The 13392-nt window shown below is 72.1% G+C and carries 14 protein-coding genes; 12 read left to right on the plus strand and 2 right to left on the minus strand.

The features are described 5' to 3' along the window. The first annotated feature begins 37 nt into the window (after positions 1 to 37). Positions 38 to 244 (plus strand): hypothetical protein, encoded by a 207-nt coding sequence (locus tag ACFW2Y_RS01180; RefSeq protein ID WP_384871675.1) that lies wholly within the window; start codon positions 38 to 40, stop codon positions 242 to 244. 127 nt (positions 245 to 371) lie between these two features. Here ACFW2Y_RS01180 and ACFW2Y_RS01185 read toward each other — a convergent pair whose 3' ends face one another. Then, a complete protein-coding gene (locus ACFW2Y_RS01185) occupies positions 372 to 1556 on the minus strand; it encodes a threonine aldolase family protein (RefSeq protein ID WP_384871678.1) in 1185 nt (394 codons plus the stop codon). A gap of 126 nt (positions 1557 to 1682) precedes the next feature. Here ACFW2Y_RS01185 and ACFW2Y_RS01190 point away from each other — a divergent pair, with 126 nt between their 5' ends. The 10 genes from ACFW2Y_RS01190 (at position 1683) to ACFW2Y_RS01235 (ending at position 9754) form a co-directional block, all read left to right on the plus strand. Beyond that, positions 1683 to 2648: a Rossmann-like and DUF2520 domain-containing protein gene (locus ACFW2Y_RS01190; protein ID WP_384871680.1), complete on the plus strand. Its 966-nt coding sequence runs from the start codon at positions 1683 to 1685 to the stop codon at positions 2646 to 2648. After that, entirely contained in the window at positions 2645 to 3754 is a 1110-nt protein-coding gene (gene panC / locus ACFW2Y_RS01195; RefSeq protein ID WP_384871683.1) for a pantoate--beta-alanine ligase, read from the plus strand. Before ACFW2Y_RS01190 ends, panC begins: the two co-directional genes overlap by 4 nt. Next, positions 3751 to 5445: an L-aspartate oxidase gene (locus ACFW2Y_RS01200; protein ID WP_384871686.1), complete on the plus strand. Its 1695-nt coding sequence runs from the start codon at positions 3751 to 3753 to the stop codon at positions 5443 to 5445. Before panC ends, ACFW2Y_RS01200 begins: the two co-directional genes overlap by 4 nt. Continuing rightward, entirely contained in the window at positions 5442 to 6458 is a 1017-nt protein-coding gene (gene nadC / locus ACFW2Y_RS01205; RefSeq protein ID WP_384871689.1) for a carboxylating nicotinate-nucleotide diphosphorylase, read from the plus strand. The genes ACFW2Y_RS01200 and nadC overlap by 4 nt, the downstream gene beginning before the upstream one ends. Continuing rightward, entirely contained in the window at positions 6458 to 7264 is an 807-nt protein-coding gene (locus ACFW2Y_RS01210; RefSeq protein ID WP_384871691.1) for a type III pantothenate kinase, read from the plus strand. The genes nadC and ACFW2Y_RS01210 overlap by 1 nt, the downstream gene beginning before the upstream one ends. Before the next feature lie 123 nt (positions 7265 to 7387). Beyond that, the gene (locus ACFW2Y_RS01215; protein ID WP_384871718.1) at positions 7388 to 7969 is read left to right on the plus strand and encodes a hypothetical protein; all 582 of its coding nucleotides are present in this window, start codon (positions 7388 to 7390) and stop codon (positions 7967 to 7969) included. A gap of 14 nt (positions 7970 to 7983) precedes the next feature. Next, on the plus strand, positions 7984 to 8163 hold the full coding sequence (locus ACFW2Y_RS01220) for a hypothetical protein (protein ID WP_384871694.1): 180 nt from the start codon (positions 7984 to 7986) through the stop codon (positions 8161 to 8163). A gap of 115 nt (positions 8164 to 8278) precedes the next feature. Further along, positions 8279 to 8698 carry a BlaI/MecI/CopY family transcriptional regulator gene (locus ACFW2Y_RS01225; protein WP_384871697.1) on the plus strand — a complete coding sequence of 140 codons (420 nt, stop codon included), beginning with the start codon at positions 8279 to 8281 and terminating at the stop codon, positions 8696 to 8698. Positions 8699 to 8707: 9 nt separating this feature from the next. After that, a complete protein-coding gene (locus tag ACFW2Y_RS01230; protein WP_384871699.1) occupies positions 8708 to 9253 on the plus strand; it encodes an amino-acid N-acetyltransferase in 546 nt (181 codons plus the stop codon). Between the two features lie 165 nt (positions 9254 to 9418). Next, positions 9419 to 9754: an Lsr2 family protein gene (locus tag ACFW2Y_RS01235; RefSeq protein WP_384871702.1), complete on the plus strand. Its 336-nt coding sequence runs from the start codon at positions 9419 to 9421 to the stop codon at positions 9752 to 9754. On the opposite strand, the gene ACFW2Y_RS01240 is transcribed toward ACFW2Y_RS01235, so the two are convergent. Beyond that, positions 9733 to 10323, minus strand: coding sequence for an SCO3374 family protein (locus ACFW2Y_RS01240; RefSeq protein WP_384871704.1), 591 nt, complete (start codon positions 10321 to 10323; stop codon positions 9733 to 9735). The two genes, ACFW2Y_RS01235 and ACFW2Y_RS01240, sit on opposite strands and share 22 nt — an antisense overlap. Positions 10324 to 10808: 485 nt before the next feature. Between ACFW2Y_RS01240 and ACFW2Y_RS01245 the strand changes: the two genes are divergently transcribed. Beyond that, positions 10809 to 13331: an ATP-dependent Clp protease ATP-binding subunit gene (locus ACFW2Y_RS01245; RefSeq protein ID WP_384871707.1), complete on the plus strand. Its 2523-nt coding sequence runs from the start codon at positions 10809 to 10811 to the stop codon at positions 13329 to 13331. The last annotated feature ends 61 nt before the right edge of the window (positions 13332 to 13392 follow it).

Raw genomic sequence — 13392 nt, forward strand, 5'->3', positions numbered from 1 at the left:
CGGGCGTGACGGCGGTCGCCCGGCGCACGGTGAGGGCATGAACGCGCTGCACCAGTACCTCTTCGACTCCTACCGCGCCGCCCGGCTGGGCGAGCCGTTGCCGCCTGAGCCCGGCACCCACGAGGTGGCCGTGCTGCGGGCCGCCCGGGACCGGCGCCGCTTCGAGCGGGTCCTCGCGGGCCGCCCGGCCCGCGGCACCTTCCGTACGGCCCTGCGCCGCCGGTTCCACCTCGGGGACGGCTGAAGACCGGCGGTGCCCCACCTGCGGGGCCCGGACCGCCGCCCGCGCGGTGTGCCCGCCCGCGTGGTGTGCCCGGTCGCGCCGGCCCGGGCGGTTCCGCGCCGGGCCCGGGGGCGCCCGAGCCCGGTGCTCAGCCCTCGACGCGCGCCAGGAAGTCCCGCACCGCCGCCTTCACGTCCTCCGCCGTCCACTCCAAGCCCGGCGACGACACCGTCACCTCGGTCACCGCCATGCCGGGCGGGAGGCCCGTCCCGGGCGCGGACCAGCGGCGGAAGAGGGCCACGCCGGTGTCCTCGGTCTGGGCGAGCGCAGCCGCCGTCAGGGCCTCGGGGGCGTACGGCAACCAGACCTGGAACTGATGGGTGTGCGGGGTCTCCGGGTGGACCGCGAACCAGCCGGTGCCGGCCTCCGCGAGCGCCTCCCGGACCGCGGCGGCCACCACCCGCGCGTGCGCCACGTACGAGGGCAGCCGGGGAAGCTCGACGTCCAGGCCCCGGAGCGCGGAGAGCGCCGCCGGGTACTGCTGGAAGAGCATCCCGCCGTACCGGTGGCGCCAGACGCGGGCCTCCTCCATGACGTCCTCGGGGCCGGCGAGCGCGGCTCCGGAGATACCGCCGAGGGACTTGTAGAAGGAGACGTACACGCTGTCGGCGAGCCCCGCGACCTCCGCGAGCCCCCGGCCGAAGTGCGTGGGGCACTCCCACAGCCGCGCCCCGTCGAAGTGGACCACCGCGTCCCGCTCCCGGGCCGCCTCCACCACCTCGGTCAGCCCTTCCCAGGACGGAAGGACGAAACCGGCGTCCCGCAGCGGGAGCTCCAGCATCAGCGTCCCGAAGGGCTCCGGGTGGTCCCGCACCTCTTCGGCGGTCGGAAGGCGCGGCGCGTCGGTCGGGTGGACCGTGCGGAGCCCGGCGACGGCCACGAGCGCCCCGTCCTCGTGGACCTCCGGATGGGCGAGCGGGTGGAGGGCGACGACGGGGTTGCCGGTCCGCCCCGCCCAGCAGCGCAGCACCACCTGCTGGGCCATGGTGCCGGTGGGGAAGAAGACGGCGGAGGGGAAGCCGAGCTCCTCGGCGACGCGCTCCTCCAGCTCCTCCACGAGCCCGTTCCCGTAGATGTCGGGCCGCTCCTCGCCGCGGCCGGAGTGCTGCGCCCAGTCGGCCAGTGCGCGCAGCCCGGATTCCACCGTGCCGTCCAGGAAGCCGTCCCACAGCTTGCGGTCGGCGCCGCCCCACACCGTCGCCCGGTGGAGCTGTGCCGCTTCCTCGTCCGCCACGGTCTTCTCGGTGCCCTCGACGGGTGTCACAGGTTTCACCAGGCGATCATCGCACCATCGCCCACACCCTGTGGACAGCCGCGGAGGCAGGACGAAACGCTGGCGTAGCATGACCAGAAATCGTCCGGTACCCGCCGAGGACTGGAACGGAAGGCCGTCCCCACCGTGAACGCACCAGCAGCGCCCGAGCCCCGAGCCGAGGACCGACCCGCCCGGCTCACCGTAGGAGTCGTCGGCGCCGGCCGCGTGGGTCCCGCCCTCGCCGCCTCGCTCCAGCTCGCGGGGCACCGCCCCGTCGCCGTGTCGGCGGTCTCCGACGCCTCCCGGCGCCGTGCCGCGGAGCTCCTCCCCGACGTCCCGGTCGTCGAGCCCGCGCGCGTCCTCGCCCTCGCCGACCTGGTCCTCCTGACCGTGCCGGACGACGCCCTGCCGGGCCTGGTCGAAGGCCTCGCCGACACCGGCGCCGTACGGCAGGGCCAGCTGCTCGTGCACACCTCCGGACGGTACGGGGCACGGGTCCTGGACCCCGCCCGTCGGGCGGGCGCCCTGCCGCTCGCCCTGCACCCCGCCATGACCTTCACCGGCACCGCGGTCGACGTCCAGCGGCTCGCCGGCTGCTCCTTCGGGGTCACCGCGCCCGAGGAGCTGAGGCTCGCCGCCGAGGCGCTCGTGATCGAGATGGGCGGCGAGCCCGAATGGATCGCGGAGGGGGCCCGGCCGCTCTACCACGCGGCGCTGGCCCTCGGGGCGAACCACCTCGTCACCCTGGTGGCCCAGTCGATGGAGCTGCTCCACAAGGCCGGGGTCGCCGCCCCCGACCGGATGCTCGGCCCGCTCCTGGGCGCGGCCCTGGACAATGCGCTGCGGTCCGGGGACGCGGCCCTCACCGGACCCGTCGCGCGCGGTGACGCGGGCACGGTCGCCGCGCACGTCGCCGAGCTCCGCAAGCACGCGCCCGGGACCGTCACCGGCTACCTCGCGATGGCCCGTACGACCGCCGACCGGGCGCTCGCCCACGGCCTGCTCAAGCCCGAACTGGCCGAGGACCTGCTCGGGGTGCTCGCGGAGACGACGAGCGGAACCGCCCACCCCGCAGACCCCGCCGACGGGCCGCAAGGAGACGACCGATGACCCCGCCGTTCGCCCGCACGAGCACCGTGCCCGCCGAGAACGCCGACGGTGCCACCGGCGGTCGGGCCGGCCGCCCCGCCCCCCGGGGGTCCGCCGTGCTGCTCCCCACGGTCGAGGCCCTCCGGGGCGCCGTCGCTCTTCGGGGCACCCCCGGACGCACCGCCGTGGTGATGACCATGGGCGCCCTCCACGAGGGCCACGCCACCCTGATCCGGGCCGCCCGCGCCCGCGTCGGGGCCGAGGGCTTCGTCGTCGTCACCGTCTTCGTCAACCCGCTGCAGTTCGGCGCGGGAGAAGACCTCGACCGCTACCCCCGCACCCTCGAAGCCGACCTGGCACTGGCCCTCGAAGCAGGTGCGAGCGCCGTCTTCGCCCCCTCCGTCGACGAGGTCTATCCGGGTGGGGAGCCCCAGGTCCGGATCACCGCGGGCCCCATGGGCGAGCGACTCGAAGGCGCCTTCCGGCCCGGACACTTCGACGGCATGCTGACGGTCGTCGCCAAGCTGCTCCACCTCACCACGCCCGACCTGGCCTTCTTCGGTCAGAAGGACGCCCAGCAGCTGGCCCTGATCCGCCGCATGGTCAAGGACCTGAACGTCCCGGTCGAGATCGTCGGCGTGGAGACCGTCCGCGAGCCCGACGGCCTCGCCCTGTCCAGCCGCAACCGCTATCTGTCAACCGACGAGCGCCAGACGGCCCTCTCCCTGTCCCGTGCGCTGTTCGCCGCCCGCGAGCGGCTCGCCGCCCAGCAGGCGCTCCGGGCCCGGGCCGCCGCGCTGCCCGGTGCCCAGGGGCGTGCCGAGAACCGTGCCGAGGCCCTGTCCCGGCTCGGCGAGGCCCGGGCCGCCGCCGATGCCCATGCCGTCGCCCAGGCGGTGGAGGGCGGCTGTGCCGAGGCCGTGCGCGCCGCGGCCCGCACGGTCCTGGAGGAAGCGTCCAAGGCCGAGCCGCCGCTCGTCCTTGACTACCTGGCCCTGGTCGACCCGGCCGACTTCACCGAGGTCGGCGGCGCGTACGACGGGGAGGCGGTCCTCGCCGTCGCCGCGCGCGTGGGTACCACGCGCCTCATCGACAACATCCCCCTGACCTTCGGAGTCACCAAGTGACCGGAATACGGCTGCACGCGCCCGCACCGGGCTGGGCCATCGACGCCGACGTCGTCGTGGTCGGCTCGGGGGTCGCCGGCCTCACCGCCGCCCTGCGCTGCACCGCCGCCGGGCTCCGCACGGTCGTCGTCACCAAGGCCCGCCTGGACGACGGCTCCACCCGCTGGGCGCAGGGCGGCATCGCCGCCGCGCTCGGCGAGGGCGACACCCCCGAGCAGCACCTCGACGACACCCTCGTCGCCGGGGCCGGGCTGTGTGACGAGCGGGCCGTGCGGGCCCTGGTCACCGAGGGGCCCGGCGCCGTCCGCCGGCTGATGGCGACCGGCGCAGACTTCGACAAGGACCCCGGGGGCGGGATCGCCCTGACCCGGGAGGGCGGCCACCATCGCCGTCGGATCGCGCACGCGGGCGGGGACGCGACCGGTGCCGAGATCTCCCGGGCCCTCGTGGAGGCGATACGGGACCGGGGCGTGCGCTTCATCGAGCACGCCCTCGTCCTGGACCTCCTGACGGACGCCGAGGGCCGTGCTGCGGGCGTGACCCTGCACGTGATGGGCGAGGGACAGCACGACGGCGTCGGCGCCGTCCACGCCCCCGCGGTGGTCCTCGCCACCGGTGGCATGGGCCAGGTCTTCTCCGCCACCACGAACCCGGCGGTCTCCACCGGCGACGGCGTGGCGCTCGCGCTGCGCGCCGGGGCGGAGGTCTCCGACCTGGAGTTCGTCCAGTTCCACCCGACGGTGCTCTTCCTCGGGGCCGGCTCCGAGGGCCAGCAGCCGCTGGTCTCCGAGGCGGTGCGCGGCGAAGGCGCCCACCTGGTCGACGCCGACGGGGTCCGCTTCATGCTGGGGCAGCACGAACTGGCCGAGCTCGCGCCCCGGGACATCGTCGCCAAGGCGATCACCCGTCGGATGCAGGAGCAGGGCACCACGCACATGTACCTCGACGCCCGTCACTTCGGCGCCGCGATGTGGGCGGAGCGCTTCCCCACGATCCTGGCGGCCTGCCGGGCCCACGGCATCGACCCGGTGACGGAGCCGGTCCCGGTCGCCCCCGCCGCCCACTACGCCTCCGGCGGCATCCGCACGGACCTGCACGGCCGGACCACCGTGCCGGGCCTGTACGCGTGCGGGGAAGTCGCCTGCACGGGCGTCCACGGAGCCAACCGGCTCGCCTCGAACTCCCTCCTGGAGGGCCTGGTCTTCGCCGAGCGGATCGCCGAGGACATCACGGCCTCCGCTCCGCGCGTGCCGGGCGCCCCGGTGCCGCCCCCGGTCCCGGTGACCCTGCCGCTGCCGGTGGCCGGGGCCCGGAGCCGCATCCAGCGGATCATGACGTCCGGCGCCGGGGTGCTCCGCTCGGAGGCCAGCCTGAGGGGGGCAGCCGAGGCCCTCGACGCCCTGCACGGCGACGCCGTGGCGGGCGGCACCGACGACACCAAGGCGGCCGAGCCGGGGGTGGACTCCTGGGAGACCACGAACCTGCTGTGCGTCGCCCGGGTGCTGGTCGCCGCGGCCCTCCGCCGCGAGGAGACCCGCGGCTGCCACTGGCGCGAGGACCGGCCCGAGCGGGACGACGCCTGGCGCCGGCACCTCGTCATCCGCCTCACCCCGGAGCGGACGCTCGACGTCCGCACCACCGACACCCCCGACTTCCCCCCCACCCTCGACGCCCCAGGGAGCCGTAAGTGAGCACGCCCGAGGAAGCCCGTCCCGAATCGGTGGACGTCCCTCTCATCCAGATCAACACGGTCTCCTCCGACGAGGCCGACGGCTGTGGCGACGACTGCGGCTGCGGCGGCGAGGAGTTCGAGTGCGGGCTCGACCCCGCCCTCGCGCAGCTCCTCGAGGACGCCGGTCTCGACCCCGTCCAGGTGGAGGACATCGCCCACCTCGCGATCGCCGAGGACCTCGACGGCGGGGTCGACGTGACGACCGTGGCGACCGTTCCCGAGGACGCCGTGGCCACCGCCGACTTCACCGCCCGCGAGGCCGGCGTGGTGGCCGGGCTGCGGGTCGCCGAGGCGGTGCTGTCGATCGTGTGCACCGACGAGTTCGAGGTCGAGCGGCACGTCGAGGACGGCGAGCGCGTCGAGGCCGGGGACGTGCTCCTCAGCGTCACCGCCCGCACCCGCGACCTGTTGACCGGCGAGCGCAGCGCACTGAACATCCTGTGCCGCCTCTCCGGCATCGCCACCGCCACGCGTGCGTGGGCGGACGCCCTGGAGGGCACGAAGGCGAAGGTCCGCGACACCCGCAAGACGACGCCCGGCCTGCGCGCCCTGGAGAAGTACGCGGTCCGCTGCGGCGGCGGCGTCAACCACCGCATGTCGCTCTCCGACGCCGCCCTGGTGAAGGACAACCACGTGGTGGCGGCCGGTGGCGTCGCCGAAGCGTTCAAGGCCGTGCGCGAGCTGTTCCCCGAGGTCCCGATCGAGGTCGAGGTCGACACGATGCACCAGGTCCGCGAGGTCCTGGACGCGGGCGCCGACCTGATCCTGCTCGACAACTTCACCCCGATCGAGACCGAGGAGGCCGTCGCGCTGGTCGCGGGCCGCGCGGTCCTTGAGTCCTCGGGCCGGCTGACCCTGGAGAACGCGGCGGCGTACGCGTCGACCGGCGTCGACTACCTGGCGGTCGGCGGGCTCACCCACTCCTCCCCGATCCTCGACATCGGCCTCGACCTGCGCGAGGTGCGGGCCTGATGCTGCTCACCATCGACGTCGGCAACACGCACACGGTGCTCGGTCTCTTCGACGGCGAGGAGATCGTCGAGCACTGGCGGATCTCCACGGACCCGCGCAGGACCGCCGACGAGATGGCGGTCCTGTTGCAGGGGCTCATGGGCATGCACCCGCTGCTCGGCGTCGAGCTGAGCGACGGCATCGAGGGGATCGCCATCTGTGCGACGGTCCCCTCGGTGCTGCACGAACTGCGCGAGGTGACCCGCCGCTACTACGGGGACGTGCCGGCGGTCCTGGTGGAGCCCGGCGTCAAGACGGGCGTGCCGATCATCACGGACCACCCGAAGGAGGTCGGCGCGGACCGCATCGTCAATGCGGTCGCGGCGATGGAGCTGTACGGCGGTCCGGCGATCGTCGTGGACTTCGGCACGGCGACGACGTACGACGCGGTCACCTCGCGCGGCGAGTACACCGGCGGGGCGATCGCGCCGGGCATCGAGATCTCGGTGGAGGCCCTGGGCGTCAAGGGCGCCATGCTCCGCAAGATCGAGCTGGCCCGCCCCCGCAGCGTGATCGGCAGGAACACGGTCGAGGCCATGCAGTCGGGCATCGTCTTCGGTTACGTGGGGCAGGTCGACGGCGTGGTGGCCCGGATGAAGCGGGAGCTGGTCGGGGCGAAGGGCGACCCCTCGGACGTCACGGTGATCGCGACCGGTGGACTGGCGCCGATGGTCCTCGCCGACTCGAAGGAGATCGACGCGCACGAGCCCTGGCTGACCCTGATCGGCCTGCGCCTGGTGTACGAGCGGAACGTCTCCCGGATGTGAGGTCCCGGCCGGCTACGGGAGGCGGGTGATCATTCCGGCGCGCCGGAATGATCGCTAGGGGGAAATTGTCCGATTAGCGCGTATCGTCGGTCCATGCCCACGCCCTACGGATCCCGCGGCGGCATGGCGTTCAGTGCGGACGAGCTGCGTGTGCTCCGTCGCGCCCTTGCCATTGCCCTCCACCCTGCCCCCCTCCAGGTCGAGGACGTCCAGGACTACCTCCGCCTGGCCGAATCCGTGGACGAGGCGGTCCGCGAGGCCGGCCGGCTGCGCGCCTTCCTCCTCGGCGACCTGGTCCGCTACCGCGAGGCGCTGCCCGGGTCCCTCGCCGGCTATCTGGACCTCCTCCGGGACGCGCTGGCCGCCGGCTACGACCCCGGGGCCGACGACCTCGCCGCCCTGCGCGCGCTGCGTCGCAATCCGGCCGCCGCCGAGCTCCTCGAACGCTGCCAGGTGCTCGCCGAACGCTCGGTGCGCACGCGCTTGGCCCGGGTCTCCCAGGCCACCTCCGCGACCGCGGTCGGCACGACCACCGGTTCCCGGGCCCGGCTGCTCGCCCTTCCGGGCGGGCGCGGGGCGGGGGACGGGCCCAAGCCGAACCCGCCCGCCCCGACCGAGCGCCCGGTGCCCAAGCCCTCCGAGGTGTTCCCGCCGCGCCGCCGTCCCGTTCCGCCGCCCCCGCCCGAGGAACGGGCCGCCGGGTAGCTACCCTGAACACCATGGACTACGTATCCGCGCTCCTGCCCCCCGTCGTGATGGCCGCCTTCTTCATCGGCCTCGTCGTCACGATCGTCAAGAGCCAGGGCGGCCCCAACAAGGCCAAGGAGGACGCGGTCGTGGACGCGACCCTCGCACGCGCCGAGGCCGCCCGCCAGGCGGACGGTCCTGCCGCTTCCTGACGCACCCGGCCCCGCACCGCCGAGGACGCGCGACCCTTCGTGGGCGTGCGTCCTTTTCGTTGGTTTTCCTGCGCCGGCGGCGGCTTGTTGCCGCTTTGCGCACTATGGTGACGTTGTGCCCCGTCCATTGGGAGAGCTCGAAGACGCCGTCATGACGCGCGTTTGGCAGTGGAACCGCCCGGTGACCGTCCGGGAAGTTCTGGAGGACCTCCAGCAGGAACGGTCCATCGCCTACACCACCGTCATGACCGTCATGGACAATCTCCATCAGAAGGGCTGGGTCCGGCGGGAAGTCGAAGGCCGCGCCTATCGTTATACGGCGGTCTCCACCCGGGCCGCCTACTCGGCCGCACTGATGAACGAAGCATGGGCCCGCAGTGACAACCCGGCCGCCGCACTCGTCGCCTTCTTCGGGATGATGTCGCAAGAGCAGCGCGAAGCCCTCAACGACGCCATTCGCATCGTCCAGCGCGACGCCCCGCCGTCCCCCCCTCCGGGGGAGGGCGCCGAGGGGACCGGGACTCGGGAGCGATAGCGTCCCCCCATGTCGCCGTCTGCTTCCCGGGCCGCCTCCGCGGCCATCGCCAAGGCCGTCACCGTCCGTAGGGCCCGCACCAGTGATGTCGCCGCGATCCGACGCCTCGTCGATCCTTTCGTGCAACGCGGCATCTTGCTCGACAAGGCGACCGTGACCCTTTACGAGTCCATCCAGGAGTTCTGGGTCGCGGAGCGCGACGAAGACGCCGCCGTCGTCGGTTGCGGCGCACTCCACGTCATGTGGGAAGACCTCGCCGAAGTCCGCACCCTCGCCGTCGACCCCGACTTCAAGGGGGGCGGCGTCGGGCACCAGGTGTTGAACAAGTTGTTGCACACCGCCCGATGGCTCGGGGTGCGGCGGGTATTCTGCCTGACCTTCGAAGTCGACTTCTTCGCGAAGCACGGCTTCGTCGAGATCGGAGAGACCCCGGTCGACGGAGATGTCTACAGCGAGCTTCTGCGTTCCTATGACGAGGGAGTCGCCGAGTTCCTCGGTCTCGAACGAGTGAAGCCGAACACCTTGGGCAACAGTCGGATGCTTCTGCACCTGTGACGTGGAAGCCCCGGCTTCCTCTCCCGGAAGCCTCCCGGAACCCTATGTCCGAATCGCGCACGTTTCCCGCGTTGCCGAGGTTCTGAACCTCTGCCAGGGGTTTGTGTTTTTCCCGGAAAAGCGGTTTCCTTTCCGCGTACTGCATTTTCGATGAAAGGAAATCCGGTGGCACAGAAGGTTCAGGTCCTTCTTGTCGACGACCTCGACGGCGTCGAGGCGGACGAGACCGTGACGTTCGCGCTGGACGGCAAGACCTACGAAATCGACCTCACCACCGCCAACGCGGAAAAGCTCCGTGGCCTGCTCGAGCCGTACACCACGAGTGGCCGTCGCACCGGTGGCCGCAGCACCGGCGGTCGCGGCAAGGGGCGTGCCGCTGCCACGGGCAGCCAGGACACGGCGAAGATCCGCGCGTGGGCCAAGGAGAACGGCATGAACGTGAACGACCGCGGTCGCGTTCCCGCCGACATCAAGGCGGCCTACGAGGACGCGAACCGCTGAGGCGACAGCTGCTGAGCCGCCGACCCCGCCCCACGGGCACTCAGCAGCCGCGTCCGGTGGCACTCCGCCGCGGCGGCCGCCACGAGGCGCACCAAGCAGGGGGGGTTCGCGGGGCCCCACGGCGCGGACCGCAGCGCCGGCAACGAGGACTCGACCTCGCGGCCCGGTGTGGGGGCCCGCAGCCACACGGCGGCGCCCGGCGCGCCGGATCCGCTCCGCCCCGGGGGGAGGGGCGCGGTCATCCGGCCGTCGGTGCCCAGCACCGCGAGGTCCAGCGAGATCCCGCCCCACTCCAACCAGTCGAGGAGTCCGGGCAGCTCTTCCGCGCTCCCCGCGGCCACGAGCAGCCCCATCCGGCGCCCCACCAGGGCCACCGGCCCGGTCTTGGCGCCCATCCGGCGCAACACGCCCCGGCCGGCCGCAGCGGGCAGCTCCAGGACGTCGAAGCGGAGTCCGGTGACCAGTCGCACCGGAGGGCCCGCCGCCGTCGCCCAGCCGAGCTCGTCCTCGTACCACCGCGCGAGCCCGCCGTCGGACGGGGTGCGGGGCAGCGGAACGGTGAGGGCCATGTCCGGGGAACTCCCGAGGGGCCGCGTTGGTTACGCCCCGGGCGCCTCCCGCTGCCCGCTTTTCCGTGACGCGTCGTGCCGGTCCGGATGCGCAAGGTGTCCGGGATGGGGCGTACGAGTGCATTCGGGCGCGCAAGGGTGTTCGCTGGTAGCGGAGGGAACCGGGGTGCGCCGCATGGAGTGTCGGTCCTTACGGGTAAGACATTCCTAGTGGAGAGGGGCGACTCGCGGGCCTCGGCGTCTCACGTTCGCCATCGGCGTACTGAAGGCGCGGGTAACTACTTGGCCTGCGGGAACATCGTCTCGCACCATCGAGTTGGAGCATTTGTCGGCTGTTCGGCAGCAGGCCTCCCCGCTGAAGAGGGGGTGATCCGGACGGATGTCGGCAGTTGGAATGAGCGGTCCCCGCTTGCGGGACTAAGCTGCGGAAGGACAGGGAGGGGATCGACCCCTAACTGACTGACCGCTCTGAGGAGCGATTAACGATGTTCGAGAGGTTCACCGACCGCGCGCGGCGGGTTGTCGTCCTGGCTCAGGAAGAAGCCCGGATGCTCAACCACAACTACATCGGCACCGAGCACATCCTTCTGGGCCTTATCCACGAGGGTGAGGGTGTCGCCGCTAAGGCCCTGGAGAGCCTCGGGATTTCGCTCGAGGCGGTCCGCCAGCAGGTGGAGGAGATCATCGGCCAGGGCCAGCAGGCCCCGTCCGGGCACATCCCCTTCACCCCTCGTGCCAAGAAGGTCCTGGAGCTCTCGCTCCGCGAGGCCCTCCAGCTCGGCCACAACTACATCGGCACCGAGCACATCCTGCTCGGCCTGATCCGCGAGGGTGAGGGTGTCGCCGCCCAGGTCCTCGTGAAGCTGGGTGCCGACCTCAACCGGGTGCGGCAGCAGGTCATCCAGCTGCTCTCCGGCTACCAGGGCAAGGAAGCCGCCACGGCCGGCGGTCCTGCCGAGGGCACTCCCTCGACGTCCCTGGTCCTCGACCAGTTCGGCCGGAACCTCACCCAGGCGGCCCGCGAATCCAAGCTCGACCCGGTCATCGGGCGCGAGAAGGAGATCGAGCGGGTCATGCAGGTGCTGTCCCGCCGCACCAAGAACAACCCGGTCCTGATCGGCGAGCCCGGCGTCGGCAAGACCGCCGTCGTCGAGGGCCTGGCGCAGGCCATCGTCAAGGGCGAGGTGCCCGAGACCCTCAAGGACAAGCACCTCTACACCCTGGACCTCGGCGCGCTGGTCGCCGGCTCCCGCTACCGCGGTGACTTCGAGGAGCGCCTGAAGAAGGTCCTCAAGGAGATCCGCACCCGCGGCGACATCATCCTGTTCATCGACGAGCTCCACACCCTCGTGGGTGCGGGCGCCGCCGAGGGCGCGATCGACGCCGCCAGCATCCTCAAGCCGATGCTGGCCCGCGGTGAGCTCCAGACCATCGGTGCCACCACGCTCGACGAGTACCGCAAGTACCTGGAGAAGGACGCGGCCCTGGAGCGGCGCTTCCAGCCCATCCAGGTCGCCGAACCGTCGCTGCCGCACACGATCGAGATCCTCAAGGGCCTGCGCGACAGGTACGAGGCCCACCACCGGGTCTCCATCACCGACGAGGCCCTCGTCCAGGCCGCGACCCTGGCCGACCGGTACATCTCGGACCGCTTCCTCCCGGACAAGGCGATCGACCTGATCGACGAGGCCGGTTCCCGGATGCGCATCCGTCGGATGACCGCGCCGCCGGACCTCCGCGAGTTCGACGAGAAGATCGCCGGTGTCCGCCGCGACAAGGAGTCCGCGATCGACTCGCAGGACTTCGAGAAGGCCGCCTCCCTGCGCGACAAGGAGAAGCAGCTCCTCGCCGCGAAGGCCAAGCGGGAGAAGGAGTGGAAGGCCGGCGACATGGACGTCGTCGCCGAGGTCGACGGCGAGCTGATCGCCGAGGTTCTCGCGACCGCCACCGGCATCCCGGTCTTCAAGCTGACCGAGGAGGAGTCCTCGCGCCTGCTCCGCATGGAGGACGAGCTCCACAAGCGCGTCATCGGCCAGAAGGACGCCGTCATCGGCCTCTCGCGGGCCATCCGCCGCACCCGTGCGGGTCTGAAGGACCCGAAGCGTCCCGGTGGCTCGTTTATCTTCGCCGGTCCGTCCGGCGTCGGTAAGACCGAGCTTTCGAAGGCGCTCGCCGAATTCCTCTTCGGCGACGAGGACGCGATGATCTCCCTCGACATGTCGGAGTTCAGCGAGAAGCACACGGTTTCCCGTCTCTTCGGTTCGCCGCCCGGATACGTCGGCTACGAAGAGGGCGGCCAGCTCACCGAGAAGGTGCGCCGCAAGCCGTTCTCCGTCGTCCTCTTCGACGAGGTCGAGAAGGCCCACCCCGATATCTTCAATTCCCTTCTCCAGATCCTGGAGGACGGTCGCCTGACCGACTCCCAGGGCCGGGTCGTGGACTTCAAGAACACGGTCATCATCATGACCACCAACCTCGGGACCAGGGACATCTCGAAGGGCTTCAACCTGGGCTTCGCAGCTCAGGGCGACACGAAGTCCAACTACGAGCGGATGAAGGCGAAGGTCAGCGACGAGCTGAAGCAGCACTTCCGCCCGGAGTTCCTCAACCGTGTGGACGACATCATCGTCTTCCCGCAGCTGACGCAGGAGGACATCCTCCAGATCGTCGACCTGATGATCAGCCGCGTCGACGAGCGCCTCAAGGACCGGGACATGGGCATCGAGCTCTCCCAGTCCGCGAAGGAACTGCTCGCGAAGAAGGGTTACGACCCGGTGATGGGCGCCCGGCCGCTGCGCCGGACGATCCAGCGCGAGATCGAGGACACCCTGTCGGAGAAGATCCTCTTCGGCGAGGTGCGCCCCGGTCACATCGTGGTCGTCGACACCGAGGGCGAGGGCGAGGAGCGCACCTTCACCTTCCGCGGCGAGGAGAAGGCGGCCCTGCCGGACGCCCCGCCGGTCGAGGCGACGGGCGGCTCGGGCCCGAACCTCTCGAAGGACGCGTGACACCGCGCTGAGCCCGGCGCGCCCAAGGGGCGGCCCCGGAGACCCGATGGGTCCCGGGGCC

Source organism: Streptomyces sp. NPDC058877 (genome assembly GCF_042742855.1).
In the GTDB taxonomy this organism is placed as follows: domain Bacteria; phylum Actinomycetota; class Actinomycetes; order Streptomycetales; family Streptomycetaceae; genus Streptomyces.